20 protein-coding genes and 1 riboswitch are annotated in these 19,331 nt (G+C 52.8%); all 20 genes read left to right on the top strand.

The window, feature by feature from the left end:
• The first annotated feature begins 85 nt into the window (after positions 1-85).
• The 20 genes from lysA to KZ483_RS18975 all read left to right on the top strand — a co-directional run bounded on the left by lysA (position 86) and on the right by KZ483_RS18975 (position 19,279).
• A complete protein-coding gene (gene lysA / locus KZ483_RS19070) occupies positions 86-1,417 on the top strand; it encodes a diaminopimelate decarboxylase (RefSeq protein ID WP_220349167.1) in 1,332 nt (443 codons plus the stop codon).
• A 655-nt stretch (positions 1,418-2,072) separates the two neighbouring features.
• Positions 2,073-2,504 carry a peptidylprolyl isomerase gene (locus KZ483_RS19065; RefSeq protein ID WP_220349166.1) on the top strand — a complete coding sequence of 144 codons (432 nt, stop codon included), beginning with the start codon at positions 2,073-2,075 and terminating at the stop codon, positions 2,502-2,504.
• 174 nt (positions 2,505-2,678) lie between these two features.
• On the top strand, positions 2,679-3,026 hold the full coding sequence (locus KZ483_RS19060) for a hypothetical protein (RefSeq protein WP_220349165.1): 348 nt from the start codon (positions 2,679-2,681) through the stop codon (positions 3,024-3,026).
• A gap of 333 nt (positions 3,027-3,359) precedes the next feature.
• A riboswitch (FMN riboswitch) is annotated at positions 3,360-3,565 on the top strand.
• Between the two features lie 181 nt (positions 3,566-3,746).
• Positions 3,747-4,841: a bifunctional diaminohydroxyphosphoribosylaminopyrimidine deaminase/5-amino-6-(5-phosphoribosylamino)uracil reductase RibD gene (gene ribD / locus KZ483_RS19055; RefSeq protein WP_220353539.1), complete on the top strand. Its 1,095-nt coding sequence runs from the start codon at positions 3,747-3,749 to the stop codon at positions 4,839-4,841.
• A 42-nt stretch (positions 4,842-4,883) separates the two neighbouring features.
• Positions 4,884-5,561, top strand: coding sequence for a riboflavin synthase (gene ribE, locus KZ483_RS19050; RefSeq protein ID WP_220349164.1), 678 nt, complete (start codon positions 4,884-4,886; stop codon positions 5,559-5,561).
• Between the two features lie 34 nt (positions 5,562-5,595).
• A complete protein-coding gene (locus KZ483_RS19045) occupies positions 5,596-6,846 on the top strand; it encodes a bifunctional 3,4-dihydroxy-2-butanone-4-phosphate synthase/GTP cyclohydrolase II (protein ID WP_397376119.1) in 1,251 nt (416 codons plus the stop codon).
• 33 nt (positions 6,847-6,879) lie between these two features.
• Complete coding sequence (gene ribE, locus KZ483_RS19040) at positions 6,880-7,353, top strand: 6,7-dimethyl-8-ribityllumazine synthase (protein WP_220349163.1); 474 nt, start codon at positions 6,880-6,882, stop codon at positions 7,351-7,353.
• Positions 7,354-7,372: 19 nt separating this feature from the next.
• Complete coding sequence (locus KZ483_RS19035) at positions 7,373-8,152, top strand: segregation and condensation protein A (protein WP_220349162.1); 780 nt, start codon at positions 7,373-7,375, stop codon at positions 8,150-8,152.
• Entirely contained in the window at positions 8,121-8,735 is a 615-nt protein-coding gene (gene scpB, locus KZ483_RS19030) for an SMC-Scp complex subunit ScpB (RefSeq protein WP_220349161.1), read from the top strand. Before KZ483_RS19035 ends, scpB begins: the two co-directional genes overlap by 32 nt.
• Positions 8,736-9,500, top strand: a complete 765-nt coding sequence (locus KZ483_RS19025) for a DUF2953 domain-containing protein (RefSeq protein ID WP_220349160.1) — start codon at positions 8,736-8,738, stop codon at positions 9,498-9,500.
• Between the two features lie 96 nt (positions 9,501-9,596).
• Positions 9,597-10,067, top strand: a complete 471-nt coding sequence (ytfJ, locus tag KZ483_RS19020) for a GerW family sporulation protein (RefSeq protein ID WP_220349159.1) — start codon at positions 9,597-9,599, stop codon at positions 10,065-10,067.
• A gap of 179 nt (positions 10,068-10,246) precedes the next feature.
• Positions 10,247-11,443: a D-alanyl-D-alanine carboxypeptidase family protein gene (locus KZ483_RS19015; RefSeq protein WP_220349158.1), complete on the top strand. Its 1,197-nt coding sequence runs from the start codon at positions 10,247-10,249 to the stop codon at positions 11,441-11,443.
• Positions 11,437-12,132, top strand: coding sequence for a nucleoside recognition domain-containing protein (locus tag KZ483_RS19010; RefSeq protein ID WP_220349157.1), 696 nt, complete (start codon positions 11,437-11,439; stop codon positions 12,130-12,132). Before KZ483_RS19015 ends, KZ483_RS19010 begins: the two co-directional genes overlap by 7 nt.
• Before the next feature lie 37 nt (positions 12,133-12,169).
• Positions 12,170-12,658, top strand: a complete 489-nt coding sequence (locus KZ483_RS19005) for a spore maturation protein (RefSeq protein ID WP_220349156.1) — start codon at positions 12,170-12,172, stop codon at positions 12,656-12,658.
• A gap of 113 nt (positions 12,659-12,771) precedes the next feature.
• The gene (locus tag KZ483_RS19000) at positions 12,772-13,512 is read left to right on the top strand and encodes a pseudouridine synthase (RefSeq protein WP_220349155.1); all 741 of its coding nucleotides are present in this window, start codon (positions 12,772-12,774) and stop codon (positions 13,510-13,512) included.
• A 102-nt stretch (positions 13,513-13,614) separates the two neighbouring features.
• Complete coding sequence (locus KZ483_RS18995; RefSeq protein ID WP_220349154.1) at positions 13,615-14,142, top strand: redoxin family protein; 528 nt, start codon at positions 13,615-13,617, stop codon at positions 14,140-14,142.
• 20 nt (positions 14,143-14,162) lie between these two features.
• On the top strand, positions 14,163-15,827 hold the full coding sequence (locus tag KZ483_RS18990) for a cytochrome c biogenesis protein ResB (RefSeq protein WP_220349153.1): 1,665 nt from the start codon (positions 14,163-14,165) through the stop codon (positions 15,825-15,827).
• Positions 15,824-17,086, top strand: coding sequence for a c-type cytochrome biogenesis protein CcsB (ccsB, locus tag KZ483_RS18985; protein ID WP_220349152.1), 1,263 nt, complete (start codon positions 15,824-15,826; stop codon positions 17,084-17,086). Before KZ483_RS18990 ends, ccsB begins: the two co-directional genes overlap by 4 nt.
• A gap of 27 nt (positions 17,087-17,113) precedes the next feature.
• Positions 17,114-17,830 carry a response regulator transcription factor gene (locus KZ483_RS18980; RefSeq protein WP_220349151.1) on the top strand — a complete coding sequence of 239 codons (717 nt, stop codon included), beginning with the start codon at positions 17,114-17,116 and terminating at the stop codon, positions 17,828-17,830.
• Between the two features lie 3 nt (positions 17,831-17,833).
• Positions 17,834-19,279: an ATP-binding protein gene (locus KZ483_RS18975; protein ID WP_220349150.1), complete on the top strand. Its 1,446-nt coding sequence runs from the start codon at positions 17,834-17,836 to the stop codon at positions 19,277-19,279.
• The last annotated feature ends 52 nt before the right edge of the window (positions 19,280-19,331 follow it).

Raw genomic sequence — 19,331 nt, 5'->3', positions numbered from 1 at the left:
GGAGGCGGATGGAATAAGCTATACTGATGTTAATTGATGCAAACCGTAACAATGGGAGCAAATGGAGAACACGGAGGGGAAAACGATGTATTTTCACGGTACCAGCAAAATCAACACACAAGGACATCTGGAAATCGGAGGATGCGACACCGCCGAGCTTGCAGAGCAATTCGGCACGCCGCTTTATATTGTCGATGAAGCGCTCGTGCGTCAGCGCGCACGCGAATATGTCGAATCATTCCGCGCGTCGGGATTGAAGTTTCAGGTAGCTTACGCCAGCAAAGCGTTCAGCGTCATGGCTATGTGCGCCATCGCTGAGCAGGAAGGGCTCTCGCTCGACGTCGTATCCGACGGAGAGCTGTACACCGCTCTGAAGGCGGGTTTCCCGGCGCAGCGTATTCACTTCCACGGCAATAACAAGACGCCGGAAGAGATCAACATGGCTCTAGACGCGAATATCGGCTGCTTCGTCGTCGATAACTTTATCGAGCTGCAGCTGCTTAACGCCCTTGCAGGAGACAAAGGAAAGAAAGTGAATGTGCTGCTGCGCATTACGCCTGGCGTTGAAGCGCATACGCATGAATATATCTCGACCGGTCAAACGGATTCCAAGTTCGGCTTCGACCTTGGCAACGGGGCGGCTTACCGGGCCATTCAGGAAGCTCAAGCACTGCCGAATCTCGAGCTTCTTGGGGTACATTCCCATATCGGTTCGCAGATTTTCGAGGTCGAGGGCTTTCAGATGGCGGTCGACAAAGTGGCGGGCTTCGCCGTCAAAGTACGCGACGAACTGAACATTACATTCCGCGTCATTAATCTTGGCGGAGGCTTCGGCATCCGTTACATCGAAGGCGACACGCCGCTGCCGGTATCACAGTATGTCAAGGCGATAACGGATTCGATTATTACAAACTTCTCGAAAGCGGGCTATCCGCTTCCGGAGATCTGGGTGGAGCCGGGCAGAAGCATGGTCGGCGACGCTGGCACGACGTTGTATACGATCGGGACAAGCAAAGATATTCCCGGCGTACGCAAATATATCGCCGTCGACGGCGGCATGACGGATAACCCGCGTCCTGCGCTGTACGGTTCCAAATACGAAGCGGTCGTAGCCAACCGTGCGAACGATCCGGCAGAAGAGACGGTATCCGTAGCGGGCAAATGCTGCGAGAGCGGCGACATGCTGATTTGGGATTTGGAGCTGCCTAAAGCGAACACCGGCGACCTGCTTGCCGTATTCTGCACCGGCGCTTACAACTATGCCATGGCGAACAACTACAACAGGATTCGCCGTCCGGCAGTCGTCTTTGTCAAGGACGGCCAGGCCGATATAGCGGTGAAGCGCGAGTCGCTCGACGACATAGTCGGCAACGACGTTATACCGGCGCGGATGCAGCAAGCCTCGGCGATAAAATAATAAAGAAGTACAAGTCCCCCGCAGATGGCCGACAATGTCGAAGCCAGTCTGCGGGGGACAAGCTTTGTAAGCAGACAATGTCTTTGCTATAATGTCATTGTTTAGGTTATACAGCTCGTCGGTCAAGGCCAAAGGCTGGACCGTCCCTTGACCTTGACCTTGGGTCTGGCCAAAGGACGGACCGTCACTTGACCTTGACCTTGGTCTGGCCAAAGGCTGGACCGTCACTTGACCTTGACCTTGGTCTGGCCAAAGGCTGGACCGTCCCTTGACCTTGACCTTGGGTCTGGCCAAAGGCCGGACCGTCACTTGACCGTGACATTGGTATGGCCAAGGGCCGGACCGTCCCTTGACCTGGGTTTACGGCGAAAGAAAGCTTCATGACGCAGTCATGGCGCGACTTGCAGCACGCGGCCGGACACAAACGCAGCGAAAGCAGCAGGCACCACCCAGGGCAAAAAGCGGCTGAGGAGCGCCAATAGTAAAGCGTGTCCGCGAGAGCGGACGAAAGCGGGCCCCGCACGCAGCAGTGTCGAAGACGGCCCCGGCGGCAGTCACGGTACATTCGGGGTCCAGGGGCGGAGCCCCTGGGGTCCCCCTTAAGCTAAGGGGGATTTAGGGGGATTGAAAACTCACTTAGAAAGGGTTGATATTAATGGCAAAACAAGCAAAAATCACAATGGAAAACGGTGCAGAGGTAACGCTGGATTTATTTGAACAGGATGCTCCGAACACGGTGGCAAATTTCGAGAAGCTTGCTAAAGAAGGGTTCTACAACGGACTCGTATTCCATCGCGTCATTCCAGGCTTCGTTGCTCAGGGCGGCTGCCCGAACGGAATTGGCAACGGAGGTCCCGGTTACCAAATCGACTGCGAAATCAACCCGAACAAGCACGAACGCGGATCGCTTGCAATGGCGCATGCCGGACGGAACACAGGCGGCAGCCAGTTTTATATTTGCTACCAGCCGCAGCCGCATCTTGACGGTCAGCACACAGTATTCGGCAAGGTGACCAAAGGTATGGAGCATGTCGATACGTTCAAAGGCCGCGATAAAATGGAAAAAGTGGAAATCGTCGAAGCATAAGACTGATCCGCTTAGTAAATAAGAAATCCTTGAATAACCCGCGACCGGTTCCCTGTGCCGGTGCGGGTTATTTTTTGATTCGCTGCGAATTACCGCCGTTTAATAATAAGTAATAGTATAACGGACGGGTATAACCAGCCGGGCCGTTCACGAACGGAAAGGAGGGGGGCCAAAATGATGCCGCAAAAGTATTATGTGTCCATAACGTCCGGAACGATCGGAACCGAGCCGTCCAACACCGATCAGCTCACCGTTCAAGCAAGTGAAGAAGAGCTGGAAATACTGCAGCATAAGCTTGAAAGGGGAGACTACGTAGACGATATAACCTCGCTGCGCGCAATGATTCCTTTCAAGTCCGGCGATCACGACAAGGCGCAGGAGGAGTTCAGCGACGACCTTAGGGACCTGTATGCCTATATATACAGGATCGGAACACTGGAGACAAGGAAACACATCGAAACGACGAAAATACTACAGAAGCTGTCGAATCAGGATTATCACATGAAGGGCTATAATAAATGACTATTACCGGACAAAAAAGCGGCCCACATTGCTGTGGGCCAAATAATCTATAATAAAGGGGGGTCGTTGATTTGTATTATAGGCCTCCTACCTTAACGTGAAATGAAAAACAAATGATAATTCGCTTAAATTTTCGTCCTCCGCGTGCCGGCGGTTTACTGCCCTTGCATTTGCGCCGTTTACGGCAGGATGCAGGGGCATCTTTTGCGTCCTGCTCATGTTAGAGCCGTCACGAAATCCCAACCTGTTTCGAATCCGCCGACTGCGGATGAAAATCCTTGCTTTTTTCATTGTCCAATGGTACTATTTCAATCAACTTACAAAATATTTGCGACTTTCCTTCGGGGTAGGGTGAAATTCCCAACCGGCGGTGATCAAAGGGGCGGCACCTAGTCTTACGATTCGGTTGCCTTCAGCTTTGTCAGTCCGTGACCCGGTTCGCTTGAATGCTAATCGTCAGAGCGATGCATCTGAAGCGAAACGGTGGACCTGGTGAGAATCCGGGACCGACAGTATAGTCTGGATGGGAGAAGGAGACGCTTGCGAATGCCATTTTTTCATTTCTCGAACTACTTTGTTCTTTTTTTCACAAAGTAGGAGAGTTTGTTTAAATGTGTCTTCGAATCCGTCCCTTGGTTATTACTCAAGCCCATCACCCCGTTGGCCGTCTGCCGAGGGGTGTTTTTTATTTCTGTATCCACGTTGAATGACGAGACTTATATGAGATTGGCGCTTGACATGGCGGCGAAAGCCAAAGGCCAGACCGACATTAATCCTGTCGTCGGTTGTGTCATAGTAAACGATGGACGCATCGTCGGTATGGGCGCACATTTGAAGCGCGGGGAAGGGCATGCGGAAGTGCACGCGCTTGCGATGGCCGGAGATAAAGCGGAAGGTGCGACGGTGTACGTAACACTCGAACCATGCAGCCATTTCGGCCGGACCCCGCCCTGCTGCGAAAGAATCATTGAGGCGCGGGCTGCGCGGGTTGTCGTTGCATGCTTGGATCCGAATCCAAAGGTAGCCGGGCGGGGAGTCAGCCGTCTTCAAGAAGCGGGGATTTCCGTTGAAGTCGGTCTGCTTGGCGAAGAATCCGAGCGGATGAATGAAGTGTTCAACAAATTTATTACGACGGGGCTTCCATATGTGACGATTAAGACTGCGATGACGCTGGACGGCAAGATTGCGGCAAAAACCGGAGATAGCCATTATGTGAGCGGTCCCGAGTCGCGCCCGTTCGTCCATACTCTCCGGCATCAGCATATGGCGATAATGGTAGGAGCCGAAACGGCGCTCGCCGACGATCCGGAGCTTACGACCAGACTGGACGTGCCGGCTCTTCATCCGATTCGGATTATCGTAGACTCGAAGCTTCGCCTGCCGGCTGAGGCAAGGCTTGTGAACGACCTTGTCTCGCCCGTCATCGTGCTGACAGTTGAGGGGGCCGACGCCGCCAAAAGGGCAGCCCTCGAGGCAAGGGGTGTTGAAGTAATCGACTGCGGAAGCGGTCCTCGTGTCGATCTACGAACAGCGATGCATAAGCTGGGAGAGCGTGAAATCGGGTCGATCATGCTTGAGGGCGGAGGAAAGCTGAACGGCGCGATGCTTGAGGAAGCTCTTGTCGATAAAATTATTTTGGTGGTTGCTCCGAAGCTGATCGGCGGAGCGGGCTCGCCTGAAGCATTTACGTTCGGAGGCTTCGAGAAAATGGCTGACGCGATACCCCTTACGGAAGTATCCGTTGAAAGAATCGGGGCTGATGTATGCATTAGCGGCTATCCCGATTATGGCCAGCGCTCGCACGGAGCCGTATAGAACTGTATATATGCCGCTTACAGAGGAAGGGAGGGTAAAACGATGTTTACAGGTCTTGTTGAAGAGATCGGGACCTTGAAAAGAAGCTTTAAACAGGGAGAAGCGATGCTGCTCACCATTGAAGCTTCCCGGGTGCTCGAGGACGCGGCAATCGGGGACAGCATTTCGGTTAACGGCGTTTGTCTGACCGTAACGGAGCTGACAAGCGTGTCGTTCACCGTCGATGTGATGCCGCAAACCTTTCGCCATACGAACCTCAAAGACATTCGTCCCGGCGAACGGGTGAACCTGGAGAGGGCCATGAAGGCGGGGGGCCGCTTTGGCGGCCATATCGTTCAGGGACACGCAGACGGAACAGGAACGATAGTCTCGCGCACGGCCGACGCCAATGCAGTCGTTTTCACGATCCGCCCTGACGATACCGCGCTTATGCGGTATGTCATCCCGCAAGGGTCGATTACGCTGGACGGCATCAGCCTGACCGTGATTGAAGCGGACAGAGCGGGTTTCTCAGTTTCGATTATCCCGCATACGCTTCGCGAAACGGCGCTTCAGCTTAAGCACGCAGGCGGTGTCATTAATATAGAGTGCGACGTGCTTGGGAAATATGTGGATCACCTGCTGAACTACAAAGACAATTCGGACGGTGCATCAGGCCGCGCCCGCAAACAGGCCGCACCGTTAACGGCCGAATTTTTAGCGGAGAACGGATTTTTCTAATGAATGTGGACGGTAAAAAGGAGGCGGCTTGCCATTGAAAGAAGAGCGTAACAACGATACTGGCGTACATCCCGCCGAACCGGGTATTTTCGATCCCATTGAAGAAGCCATCTATGACCTTATTCTTGGAAAAACGGTTATCGTGGTCGATGACGAGGACCGCGAGAATGAAGGCGATTTAATCGCACTTGCCGATAAAACAACACCGGAAGTCATTAATTTCATGATTTCGGAAGCGCGCGGGCTGGTTTGTGTTCCGATTACGCTGGAGCGGGCGGAACAGCTTGAACTCCCTCCGATGGTAACGCATAATACGGATTACCATGGAACGGCGTTTACCGTCTCTGTGGATCATATATCGACAACGACCGGGATTTCGGCCTACGAGCGCTCCCAAACGGTAAAAGCGTTGATTGATCCGAAAACGAAAGGGACGGATTTCCGGCGTCCAGGCCATATTTTCCCCCTTATAGCCAAAAAAGGCGGAGTACTGAGGCGCGCGGGTCATACCGAAGCGGCTATCGACCTGGCGCGCATGTGCGGTTCCCAGCCTGCTGCCGTAATATGCGAGATTATTAAAGAAGACGGTACGATGGCCCGGCTGCCCGATTTGGTGGAATTCAAGCATAAACACAACCTCAAGCTGATCACGATTCAAGACTTAATCCATTACCGGAATGAAAAAGAGAAGCTGGTAGAGCGTGTGGTTGACGTCAAGATGCCAACCGACTACGGTACCTTCCGCGCTGTCGCGTACACGAACGAGGTGGATAACAAGGAGCATGTCGCATTTGTGAAAGGGCAGATCGACCCGGAGCGGCCCATTCTCGTTCGGGTTCACTCGGAATGCTTGACCGGAGATGTATTTCATTCACACAGGTGCGATTGCGGTCCACAGCTTGCCGCCGCCCTGAGCCAAATTGAAGAGGCCGGCAGCGGGGTGCTGCTGTATATGCGTCAGGAAGGCCGGGGTATCGGTCTTATCAACAAATTGAAAGCTTATGAGCTTCAGGAGCAGGGATTCGATACGGTTGAAGCGAATATTAAATTGGGATTCGCCCCCGATTTGCGTGATTACGGTATCGGCGCGCAAATTTTGAAGGATCTGGGCGTGCGCAAAATGCGGCTGATGACCAATAATCCGCGCAAAATCCGCGGACTGGAAGGCTACGGCATCGAGGTCGTCGAACGTGTGCCGATTCAAATGGAAGCCAACGAGAGCAACAACAGTTATTTAAGAACCAAAAAAGCGAAGCTCGGCCATATGCTCGAGTTTGAAATTTAAATCGAAACCCAACTACGGAAGGATGACAGTACTATGCCGCATGTATATGAAGGACATTTAATATCTCAAGAGGGACAACGCTATGGAATCGTCGTGGGACGGTTTAACGAATTTATATCCGGGAAACTGCTGAGCGGCGCGCTTGACGCCCTGAAGCGTCACGGCACGGCGGACTCCGATGTAGAAGTAGCCTGGGTGCCGGGAGCATTTGAAATTCCGCTCATTGCGCAAAAAATGGCTGAAAGCGGGAAGTATGACGCTGTTATTACGCTGGGCGCCGTCATCCGGGGTTCAACGCCTCATTTTGACTTCGTGTGCAATGAAGCGGCCAAGGGTGTAGCTGCGATAGGCCTAAAAACAGGCGTACCGACGGTCTTTGGCGTACTGACCGTTGACTCGATCGAGCAAGCGATCGAAAGAGCAGGCACGAAGGCGGGCAACAAAGGATGGGAAGCTGCGGTTACGGCCATTGAGATGGCTAACTTGACCAAAGCGCTGCAAGGTTAAATTTGGGAGGTTGGACACCATGGCTGTGACATACAAACTGGAATCGTTCGAAGGTCCGCTCGACCTTCTGCTTCACTTGATTGACAAGGCAGAGATCGACATTCACGAGGTATCCATCAGCGATATTACCGATCAGTATATGGAATACCTGGGTGCAATGCAGGAGCTGGAGCTGGAAGTGACTAGCGAATTCCTTGTTATGGCAGCCACATTATTGTCCATCAAGAGCAAACAGCTTCTTCCAAAACCTCCGGTTATCGAAGACGAATTCGCCATGTGGGAGGACGACGGCCCTGACGCCGGTGACGAACTGATTGCCAGACTGATCGAATACCGAAAATTCAAACAAATTGCGGAGCAGCTGCGCGGGCAGGAATTTGAGCGGAGCCTTCTATATACGAAGGAGCCGGAGGATTTGACGCCTTTCATGAAAGCTGTTCCCAGCAATCCACTGGAAGGGCTGGAAGTCGGCGATCTGATCAAAGCGTTTCAGAAGGCGCTGCGCAAGGCGGTCAGACGCAATCGGGTCTCCACAATCCATCGTGATGAAATATCGGTCAAGGACCGTATCCGCGATATTGTGGAGGTTCTTCGCGAGAATCAAACCGTCCGTTTCTCCAAGCTCATTCGCGAAGAGATGAGCCGGCATGAAGTCGTCGTGACGTTTCTGGCGATTTTAGAGCTGATGAAGATGAAGCATATCCGGTGCTTTCAGCATCAGTTGTTTGATGATATCGTCATTCATTGGAGAGGGGAAACGGCCGAAAGTGGAGTACTCGAAGTTGAAATCGATTATTGAAGGTCTGCTGTTTATGGCAGGCGACGAGGGTTTGAATCCGAAACAGCTGTCTGATATCTTGGAGCTTGACGCGGCGGTAGCCGCCGACATCGCCAAAGATTTGATGAAGGAACTGAAACAGAAGAAGCGAGGCATTCAAATGTCCTATGTCGCCGGCGCCTTTCGTTTGACGACGAACCCGGACCATGCCCCTTATTTCGAGCGGATGGCCTATACACCGACCAGATCCAGCTTGTCGCAGGCGGCGCTTGAGACATTGTCCATAGTTGCATACCGTCAGCCGATTACGCGGATCGATATAGAAGAGATTCGGGGGGTAAAGAGCGAACGGGCGATTCACACCCTCGTTGCCAAAGACCTTATTGAAGAAATCGGCCGGGCCGAAGCGATCGGTAGACCGATTCTATATGGAACGACGAAATCGTTTCTCGATTATTTTGGCCTGCCGGGTCTCGATGCGCTGCCCGAGCCGTCCGAACTGGACGACGACTCGCTCGACGAACAGACACAGCTGCTGTTCGAGAAGCTCGAAGGCCGTCAGATGACAATCGAGGAAGTGCCGGAGCCGGCAAATGAAAGCTGAATGAATGAGATTTGTCCGCAAGGTCATACTATATCCGACCAATATCAGGGAAATGGGGGAATGAAGCCCATGCTGGGATTCCCGCTCGGATGGATGATTGCGGCAGGTCTCTTTTTTTTGCTCGTATTTACAGCAGGAATGTCTCCGTTAACGATACGAGGCCACATCAAGAGGGTTGGCGATGATGATGAAGCGGAGCTCAGGATACGTGCGCTTCTTGGGCTCATTAATTACCGTTGGCGGCTTCCCGACATACGCTTCAAAGGATTCAGCATGGAGCTTAAGAAGGAAATCTTTGCAGAAGATCTGACCGACAGCAAGCAGCAGTCGACCATGGCCAATATAGATGTTCATAAAATTATGCGCAACTTCGGGAAGTTCGAATTGATACTGAAGCAGTCCAGTAATTTGTTTGGGTTGGCCAGACGTATGCTTGGACGCGTCAAATTGACGGAATGGCAGTGGCGGACAGCTGTGGGAACAAATGATGCAATGTGGACGGCAATGGTAACGGGCTTCGTTTGGTCGGCGAAAACAACCGCTATCGGCCTGTTGTCACAGATAGTCCGGCTCACTGCGGATCCGCAGCTATCTGTAGAGCCAGTCTATAACGAGCCGCATTTTTCGACTGAAGGAACGTTTACCGCGAATATCAGGTTAGGCTATGCCTTACTTGCCGGTATAGTCTTGATGTCACGGATCAGGAAAGCAGAGGCTACTCAGAAACGTGTGCACGGATGGCGAAGAATTTTGATGCGCGGCTAGTCACATAATGACATCAGGTTGAGGGAACGATAATGACTGCAATGTGCAGCTTGTTTAGAGCCCATAAGAAATTGTACAAAGGAGGACGTCCCTAAGATGAGTGAGCATCCGATTCAAGGTTTAATGCAAACGGCCATGGAAAATATTAAAGAAATGGTCGACGTCAATACGATAGTCGGCGACCCGGTTCAGACGCCGGATGGCAGCGTGATCATGCCGATTTCCAAAGTAGGCTTCGGCTTCGTCGCAGGCGGCAGTGATATTCGTTTTGATAACAATGGGGAGCATACTTCGAAGACGAATGATTCGCATACGGCATCGGTATCCCTGCCTTTCGGCGGCGGCAGCGGCGGCGGTGTTTCGATTACGCCGATCGCTTTCCTCGTTGTCGGCACTCAAGGCGTGCGTGTCGTTCCGCTTGATACTCAAACCCATTTGCTCGAACGGGTGATTGAAAATGCTCCGCAAGTATTCGACAAAATTCAGAATATGTTCAAACGGGGCCAACAGTCAACCGTCGATGATACGGCCATGTTTACTCCTCCTCCACAAGGCCAATACATCTAACACCGGGTTGGCCAAAACCCAATGTCATTCTCGAAGAAACTGTCCCATGGGCAGTTTCTTTTTCTATATGCGGGTCAATGACTGCGTTATAAGCAAACGGACATATCCCGTCTTCACTTTCATATAATAGTACAAGACCTGCACGCACGCGCAGCATTTTTGTATGAAGGAGGAAGCGTATGAGGCTCGTCCGTTATTTGATTACACTGTCCGGGGTGTTCGCGTTATCATTCTTACCCGGCATCCTGCCCGCCGCAAACGCTGCTGCACCAGAGCCGATTACAACTCACGCCAGGGCAGCCGCCCTTATCGATGTGGAATCGGGACGGCTGCTTTACAGCTCCGCCGGCGATAAGCCGATGAAAATCGCCAGCCTGACCAAAATCATGACTGCCATTGTGGCGATAGAGCACGGTAAGCTCTCCGATATGGTGAAAACAAGCAAACGCGCTGCAGGCAAGGAAGGCTCCTCCATCTACTTGAAGCTCGGTGAAGAAATGAGCTTGCAAAATATGCTCTACGGCCTTATGCTTCGCTCCGGCAATGATGCCGCAACCGCAATCGCCGAGCATGTAGGCGGTTCGGAGGAAGGCTTCGTTCATATGATGAACGAGAAAGCCCGGATGCTCGGCCTTGCGAATACGCAATTCATGAACCCATCGGGCCTGGATGATCAGGGACATTATTCATCTGCCGACGATATGGCCAAGCTAACCGCCTATGCGCTTAAAAATCCGGTCTTCAAGGAAATTGTGAAGACCAAAGTGAAAACGGCTCCGAATCCGTATGATGAATGGGATTATAAGTGGAGGAATAAGAACAAAATGCTCACCATGTATGAAGGGGCGGACGGCGTCAAAACAGGCTACACCACACAAGCTTTCCGCTGCCTCGTAAGCTCGGCGACGCGGGGAGGCCAGCAGCTTGCCGTGGTGACGCTGAATGACGGAGACGATTGGCTCGACCATCGCAAGCTTCTTGATTGGGGCTTCGCTAATTATCCGCTGAGCGAAGTCGTTCATAAAGGGCAGCCGGTGAACGGGTTTGCGCTTGCCGTCGGGCGAACATTCCGCTACCCTTTCGCAGAAGGCGAGAGACAGCAGCTTCGCTCCAACCTTGTTCTGTTAAGCGAGCGGTCTACAGCGTATTCGCTTGGTGAGCGAGGGACGATTGAATGGTCCATCGGGGATATGAAGATTGGATCGACCCCAGTTTATGAACCGCAAGGTGCTCGTATAAACCTCCCGGAACGGGCGGCATCCGCTTCGCCGGATGCGAGCCCTGTAACCGTTAAGACTGCAATGCATTCGTTCCTCAGCGCTCTTAGGCTTACTTTATCCGCCTTATTCGGCGGCAAGGAGGCGGGTGGATGGTAAATTATGTTTGGCTCTTCTTTATTGCGGTCAGCTTTGTGGCGGCCGCAGTTAACGGTCGGATGGAAGCACTCACGGAGGCGGCTTTTGATGGCGCCAAGAACGGCGTGTCGGTCAGCTTCGGACTGATCAGCGTGATGGTATTCTGGCTCGGGCTGATGCGAATTGCGGAAGACGCGGGAATCCTGCGAAAGCTGGCCGTCCTGCTTAACCCCGTTGTCCGCTTCCTCTTTCCGGATGTCCCGAAAGGGCATCCGGCTCTTGGCTACATTATGAGTAATATGAGCGCCAATATTCTCGGGCTCGGCAACGCGGCTACGCCAATGGGAATCAAAGCGATGCAGGAGCTGCAAAAATTGAATCCGGACAAAGCGACTGCAACGCCTGCAATGTGCACGCTTCTAGCGCTTAATACTTCGAGCGTAACGCTTGTGCCGACAACGCTCATCGCCATCCGGATGACGTACGGCTCGGCCCATCCGGCCGAAATTGTAGGAACGACGCTGGCCGCGACACTTATCGCCACGGGGGCGGCAATCGCCGCAGACCGGTGGTACCGGCACCGTTCACAACCGCCGAAATGGACGGGGAGGGATGGCGATGGCGGTGCTCCAGTTCGTTCGATATCCGGGCGCACTGAGCAGTTAAGCGCCCAAGGTCTCGGCAGCGGGAAGGGTGAGGCCGTTGTATGAGTGGATAACGGCGATATCGGCTTGGAGTATTCCGTTCATGATTGTATTCATCCCTCTTTATGCCGCCTTTCGTAAGATTCCGGTTTATGAAACGTTTATCGAGGGAGCCAAGGACGGCTTCGGCACAGCCATTAACATTCTTCCGCACCTGGTGGGGATGATGGTCGCGATCAGTATGTTTCGCGCTTCCGGAGCGATGGACATGCTGGGGGCTCTCATCAAGCCGCTCTTCGACCAAATGGGAATCCCAAGCGAAGTGCTGCCGCTGGGGCTTCTAAGGCCGCTAACGGGGGCGGGTTCCCTCGCGTTTACAGCCGAGCTTATCAAGACGTACGGTCCGGACTCGATGATCGGCCGGATTGCATCGACGATTCAGGGCAGCACGGATACGACGCTATATGTGCTCACGGTATACTTTGGCGCTGTCGGCATCCGCCGAAGCCGCTACGCGCTTAAGGTAGGGCTGTTCTCGGACATCGTCGGCTTCGCGGCGGCAATTGTTGTTTGTTTGTATATATTCGGATAAGCCCATACTGTCCGGCCGCGGCCGCCTCCCTTCATGAATGAAGCGGAGCGAGCACGCTTCCGGACTTCTTTTTGTGCCGAATTTAGGGTATGATGAAGGGTGAGGTGAAATCATTGGAACGTTTACAGAAAATTTTGGCGCAGGCGGGAATCGCTTCGAGGCGCAAATGTGAAGAGCTTATTTTATCGGGACAAGTAGAGGTCAACGGTGAACCGGTGACGACGCTTGGCGTCAAGGCGGATCCGGCCGTTGATGTCATAACGGTGAAAGGAAGACCCATCAAAAGTGAAAGCAAACTCTATCTGATGCTGAATAAACCGAAGGGCGTCATAACGAGCGCGAACGATCCGCAAGGGCGTAAAATCGTTTCGGATTATCTGCCCGGCATTAAGGAACGGGTGTATCCGGTCGGAAGGCTGGATTATGATACGGAAGGACTGCTGCTGCTGACCAACGACGGGGAGTTTGCCAACCTGCTCACTCACCCGAGCCATCACGTGCCGAAGACTTACTGGGCAACGGTCAAGGGAGTTCCCCACGGCAGCTCGCTGGAGAAGCTCCAGAAAGGAGTTCTGCTGGAAGATGGCATAACCGCGCCCGCAGAGCTCGAATATCACGATGTCGATACCGCGAAGAACCAGGCGACGATTACGATCACCATTTATGAAGGGCGCAACCGTCAAGTGAGAAGGATGTTTGACGCCATTTCTCATCCGGTCATTCTGCTGAGGCGGATCAAATTCGGCGATCTCACTATGCACGGGCTTGCAAGGGGCAAATACCGCCACTTGACGCCCAAAGAGGTAGAGCAGCTGCGAGCGTCCGCGCTCAAGACACATAAAATTCAAAAATAACAAGCGGCGGCAACCTCAATTGCCGTCTGATTTTCGTTATAATCAAGAAGTGCGTAAAAATTATCACTATTATATCAGCGGCATAAGGCGGTGTCTTAACGCGTGAAATCTTACCGCAGAATTACTCAGATCGTTATCTTTCTCGGCGTCCTGCTGCTTGGAGGCTATGCGATCGGCAATGCCCTTTTCTCACCTAGCGACGGGCTTCCGAGGAAAGGGGATAAGCCGCCGGACTTCGCATTGCTGGGAAGCGACGGCAAGACGCATCGGCTCTCCGATTACGAAGGGAAGGCTCTCGTCATTAATTTCTGGGGCACCTTTTGCCCGGGATGCGTGACGGAAACCCCTGATTTGCAGAAGCAGTACGAGAAGCAAGGGGACAAGCCGTTCGAAATTGTCGGAATCAACTTGGGGGAAGACAACTTGACCGTGAACAATTTCATTAAGCAGTTCGGGGTTAGTTACTCTATTCTGCTTGACGATAATCGAAAGGTGGAGCGCAAGTACGGGTTGAAGTCATACCCGACAACCTTTTTTGTGAAGCCAAGCGGAGAGATTATGGACATTTTCGTCGGGCCGATGACGGAGAATGACATTGACGAGCGCGTCACGAAACTGCTTCAGTCCTAACCGAAGGAGGTCTCATTTTCTTGTTGGATTTTGAAAATACAAAGTGCGAATGCGGCCACCAGAACCCGGTCGACACCGTGCTTTGCGAAAACTGCGGCAAACCGCTGGAGGAAGCGGAAGCGGAGCTTGATACACCGCTTGAGATGCGCTATGACGGAATTGCCCGCCGGTCTCAGAAAAGCAATCCTTCGATAATCGACCGTGTATGGAATTTCTTTTCCTCCGTCAAGGTAGCCGTTCGCCTGATTGTCATTACGCTGCTTGCTTCAATGATCGGCACAATCTTTACCCAGGAGAATGCGTTTGTTTCATTTGATCCTTCCACTTATTATGAGGAGCGTTACGGCTGGATCGGCGAATGGTATTACAAGCTCGGCTTTTCGAACACATACGAGTCGTGGTGGTTTATCGGTCTGCTTGTCATGATCGGAACATCACTTGTCATTTGCAGTCTCGACCGTGTTCTTCCTTTGTACCGGGCGCTTAACAAGCAGCAGATACGCAAACATATGCAGTTTTTAACCAGGCAAAGAACCGTCTACACCGGAGAACTGACCGGGAGCGCCGAAGGATGGACGGCCCGGATGGCTGAGCAGCTGAAGCGGAAACGCTACCGTGTCCATACCGACGGGTCAGCGCTCCTGGCAGAGAAAAACAGATTCAGCCGGTGGGGACCTTATATTAACCATATCGGATTGATCGTATTTCTGCTCGCCGTGCTGCTTCGCTCCATTCCAGGCTGGTCGATGGACAACTATGTCACCATCCCGGAAGGCGATACGGTGCAAATTCCGGATACGAATTATTACATCAAAAATGAAAAGTTTACGCTTGAGTATTACAGTGACGCCGAACTTCCCAAGGAATTAAAAGGTACGGCGCGCGCAAAGCTTTACGAGACAAAGGCTGTTCTGTACGAATGCACGGCTGATTGCGACGACCCCGCTGCCGGGCCGAAGCTGAAGGAAGAAATGCGGCATAATATCATCGTAAACGATCCGCTTTCCTATAAGGGGCTCAAAGCATATCAGTTCGGCTATGACGATGCGCCCAAGCTTAAGGCGGTAAGGCCCGTGCTGATCGATAAAAAAACCGGAAAGACTTACGGACCTTTCGAGCTGGAAATGCGCAATCCGCAGCTTAATTATACGCTTGGGCCTTATACGCTCGAATTGAAACAAACCTATATGGATTTTGCTCTTGATGATAAGGGCCAGCCGACGACCAAATCCCGTGAACCGAACGCACCGGCCTTCGTTTTCCTTATTAAAGGGCCGGACCTGCCTGAAAGCGGAGAGCCATACATGTATTTTCCTAAGCAAATCGATAAGGAAAAGTTCAGTCAGGATGTCATCAACGGCGAAATCGGCAAGCGCTTCGAGCTGAAAGTACCGTCGATGGAAGGCGTAACGTTCGCCGGAATCGTAAGCTCCCTTAATATCCGGACGGACAGGGCGATGCCGTTCATCTGGTTCGGGGCCGGAATCTCAATGTTCGGCCTGCTCATCGGTACCTACTGGCAGCATCGGCGTGTCTGGGCTCGGGTCGATGACGGACGTGTGACGCTCGGCGCACATACCAACAAAAACAATTACGGCATGCGTGCCGACGTCGCATCCGCCTTAAGCGGTACGGGCATCGTCGTAGAGCCGAAGTCGCTCGATAACGGAGGGAACAAAGCGTGAGGTTACTTGATTTCAGCAGCGATTCGTTTCTGGTCGCCTTTTTCTTATACTGCTTCGGATTCATATTTTACGCGATTACCGTCGCGGGGGCGCAGTTCAGCAACCGGGATCCCAAAGCGCATATACGGCGTTGGGGGCGAATAGCTTTCATCGTCTCGCTGCTCGGCTTTATCGCCCATTTGACATTTTTCATTACGCGCTGGATCGGCGGCGGTCACATCCCGACCAGCAACATGTACGAATTCATGACCTTTCTTGCGATGGCGGTCATGTTCGCCTTCATCATCGTGTTTGCTATTTACCGCAAGCCATTGATCGGCTTGTTCACGCTTCCGCTCGTCGTTTTCATCGTCGCCTATGCATCGGTGTTTCCGCAGGAGGTACAGCCGCTTATACCTGCACTGAACTCTTACTGGCTGCGCATTCATGTAACGACCGCCGCACTTGGCGAAGCCTTCTTCGGGGTTGGCTTTGCCACGGCATTCATGTACCTGCTCAGAACGGTCGATTTCAGGGAGACCGGTCTTCGGGCGAGACGTTCCCAGCGCTGGGTCGAGTTTCTAATGTTCGTCGCGGTCATAATGGTGGCATTCATCGTCACCGTATTCGGCTTTCGCGGCATGGGCTATGAAGCCAAATTCACGCAGGAAACGGTCAGCGTGGATTCGCAGGGTACGGAGAGTACGAGTACCGCGGATGTTGATTATTCGATGCCGCCGATTTTCAAGCCGTACAACAGTCAAGTCGTCTCCATGGATACGTTCCTTGGCATGAAGGACGCTCCGCTCGAAACGCCTCACTGGATGAAAGGCGTAGATGCGGCGCGCAAGCTTAATACGATCGTCTGGTCAATTATTGGCGGCCTTGTACTATATGGTCTAATCCGGCTAATTATCCGCAGACCGATCGCGTCGGTCATTCACCCGCTTACGCGGGCGATCGATCCCGACGACCTTGATGAAATAAGCTACAGGGCCATTGCCATAGGCTATCCGATATTCACGCTTGGTGCGCTCGTATTCGCGATGATTTGGGCGTATGAAGCCTGGTCGCGCTTCTGGGGCTGGGATCCGAAGGAAGTGTGGGCGCTTATCACATGGCTCTATTACACCGCTTATCTTCACCTGCGCCTTTCGCGCGGCTGGCACGGATCGAAGTCCGCATGGCTTGGCGTTATCGGATTTGTCGTCGTCATGTTCACGCTTATCGGCGTCAACCTGGTCCTTGTCGGTCTGCATTCGTATGCCGGAGTTGACTAAATATACCTGAGAGGGGCCCTGGGTCATATGTCCGAACAGCTTAACCGCATTCTCGTCGTTGATGATGAAGAACGAATTCGCAGGTTGCTCAAAATGTATTTGGAGAAGGAAGGGTATTCCATCGAAGAAGCGGAGGACGGCGAGACCGCGCTTCGGCTTGCGACTGTCAGCGATTTCGATTTGATTTTGCTTGACGTTATGCTGCCGGGTATCGACGGTATCGAAGTATGCTCGCGACTCCGCCAGGTAAAGGCGACGCCCGTCATTATGCTGACCGCAAAGGGCGAGGAAATGAACCGGGTTCAGGGATTCGAAGTCGGTGCAGACGATTACGTGGTCAAGCCCTTCAGTCCGCGCGAGGTCATTTACCGGGTTAAAGCAATTTTGCGCCGCTCGTCGGCGACGGCATTCCTCACTAAAGAAGCGATGACAAGCAACAACATCGTATTTCCGCATTTAATTATCGAGCATGACGCGCACCGCGTTATGGCCGGCGGTCATGAGGTGAGCTTGACGCCGAAGGAATACGAGCTGCTTCACTATTTGGCTATATCGCCCGATAAGGTGTTCTCCCGCGAGGAGCTGCTGAAGGACGTCTGGAATTACGAGTTTTTCGGCGATTTGCGCACAGTCGACACTCATGTCAAACGGCTTCGCGAGAAACTGAATAAAGTTTCGCCTGAAGCGGCTTCCATGATCACGACGGTTTGGGGCGTCGGCTACAAGCTTGAGGTGCCGAAGTAAACGATGATATGGAGAAGCGTTGTAGGCAAGCTGTGGATTACGATTATTGGCCTTGTAGCGGTCGTCCTGCTCATTTTGGGGATGTTTCTGCTGCAGTATATCGACATTGCGTTTACCAAATATCAGCATGAAATAAAGGTTTTGTTTGTTTATACCGCGATAATCGGTTTTTTGCTCTCCACCTTCTTTGCTTTTTTCTTATCTACGAAGATTACACAACCGCTGCTGCAAATGAAAAAGGCGGCGGACCTTATTTCGCAAGGCGAATACCGGACCCGTGTTCCGATTCGCTCGTCCGACGAGATCGGCGAGCTGGCCAATACCTTTAACCATATGGCGGCCGAGCTCGATACGCTTATCCGCGATTTGAATCACGAGAAGGAGCATCTCGGAAGCGTTCTCCGAAGCATGGCTGATGCGGTCGTTACCTTCGACGCGGCGGGACAGGTCATACTCGCAAATCCCCACGGTCAGCAGCTGATTGATCGCTGGAACGATTTGCAGTGGTCCGAGGAGGAGACATCCGGAAACGGCACCCGAAACCGCGCCCGCAGCCAAGTCCCTGGGCCGCTTTTCGAGCTTTACCGGACGGTTCTGCGGCAAGGCCGGGATATGACCGATAAGGTGCATGTTCAAAGCGGCGTATGGTCGGTCGTTATGGCGCCGCTTAAGTCCAACGACTCGGTACGAGGGGCTGTTGCCGTAATGCGTGATGTAACCGAGGAGTCGAAGCTGGAGAAGCTGCGGCGCGACTTCGTGGCCAATGTCTCTCATGAAATTCGGACGCCGCTCTCTATGCTGCAGGGCTACAGCGAAGCGCTGCTGGATGACATTGCGGCTTCACCGGAGGAACGTAAGGAGCTGGTGCAAGTCATTCATGACGAGTCGCTGCGGATGGGACGGCTTGTTAAAGATCTGCTTGATTTGGCCAGAATGGAGGCCGGTCATGTCGAGATGAATCTCGGGAAGGTGGACCTCGAGAGTCTCGTGAAGCGGGTACATCGCAAGTTTCTTGTCTATGCGAAGGAAAGCGGAATAGATCTTAACTGCCGGCTGCCGAATGCTCCACTCGTCATTGAAGCAGCAGATGAGGACAGGCTTGAGCAGGTGCTGACGAACCTTCTTGATAACGCTATGCGCCATACGCCGCGCGGCGCGCGAATTACGCTTTCGTGCAGTGTGGGATCGATCAATAATATCGCCTACGTACAGCTGAAGGTGCAGGATGAAGGGCAGGGTATTCCCGAGGAAGATTTGCCCTATATCTTCGAAAGGTTCTATAAAGCAGATAAAGCGCGTACTCGCGGAGCCTCCTCCGGAGGTACCGGACTCGGCCTCGCGATCGTAAAAAATATCGTCGAGTCGCATAATGGCCGAATCGAAGTTGAAAGCACGGTCGGCAAAGGAACGACATTTACGCTGCTCCTTCCTGTCGAAGCAGCAAAATAATCAACTAAGCGCTCTGACTTGGAGCGCTTTTTTTGTTGAATCGGGCCGACAA

It is taken from the genome of Paenibacillus sp. sptzw28, assembly GCF_019550795.1.
Lineage (GTDB): Bacteria > Bacillota > Bacilli > Paenibacillales > Paenibacillaceae > Paenibacillus_Z.
This window is presented reverse-complemented; position numbering and strand designations above follow the sequence as displayed.

What these genes read in the sequence shown, in the direction of transcription:
- lysA (WP_220349167.1), top strand. Translation starts at nt 86, where the DNA reads ATGTATTTTCACGGTACCAGCAAAATCAACACACAAGGACATCTGGAA.
- KZ483_RS19065 (WP_220349166.1), top strand. Translation starts at nt 2,073, where the DNA reads ATGGCAAAACAAGCAAAAATCACAATGGAAAACGGTGCAGAGGTAACG.
- KZ483_RS19060 (WP_220349165.1), top strand. Translation starts at nt 2,679, where the DNA reads ATGATGCCGCAAAAGTATTATGTGTCCATAACGTCCGGAACGATCGGA.
- ribD (WP_220353539.1), top strand. Translation starts at nt 3,747, where the DNA reads ATGAGATTGGCGCTTGACATGGCGGCGAAAGCCAAAGGCCAGACCGAC.
- ribE (WP_220349164.1), top strand. Translation starts at nt 4,884, where the DNA reads ATGTTTACAGGTCTTGTTGAAGAGATCGGGACCTTGAAAAGAAGCTTT.
- ribE (WP_220349163.1), top strand. Translation starts at nt 6,880, where the DNA reads ATGCCGCATGTATATGAAGGACATTTAATATCTCAAGAGGGACAACGC.
- KZ483_RS19035 (WP_220349162.1), top strand. Translation starts at nt 7,373, where the DNA reads ATGGCTGTGACATACAAACTGGAATCGTTCGAAGGTCCGCTCGACCTT.
- KZ483_RS19025 (WP_220349160.1), top strand. Translation starts at nt 8,736, where the DNA reads ATGAATGAGATTTGTCCGCAAGGTCATACTATATCCGACCAATATCAG.
- ytfJ (WP_220349159.1), top strand. Translation starts at nt 9,597, where the DNA reads ATGAGTGAGCATCCGATTCAAGGTTTAATGCAAACGGCCATGGAAAAT.
- KZ483_RS19015 (WP_220349158.1), top strand. Translation starts at nt 10,247, where the DNA reads ATGAGGCTCGTCCGTTATTTGATTACACTGTCCGGGGTGTTCGCGTTA.
- KZ483_RS19010 (WP_220349157.1), top strand. Translation starts at nt 11,437, where the DNA reads ATGGTAAATTATGTTTGGCTCTTCTTTATTGCGGTCAGCTTTGTGGCG.
- KZ483_RS19005 (WP_220349156.1), top strand. Translation starts at nt 12,170, where the DNA reads ATGATTGTATTCATCCCTCTTTATGCCGCCTTTCGTAAGATTCCGGTT.
- KZ483_RS18980 (WP_220349151.1), top strand. Translation starts at nt 17,114, where the DNA reads ATGTCCGAACAGCTTAACCGCATTCTCGTCGTTGATGATGAAGAACGA.
- KZ483_RS18975 (WP_220349150.1), top strand. Translation starts at nt 17,834, where the DNA reads ATGATATGGAGAAGCGTTGTAGGCAAGCTGTGGATTACGATTATTGGC.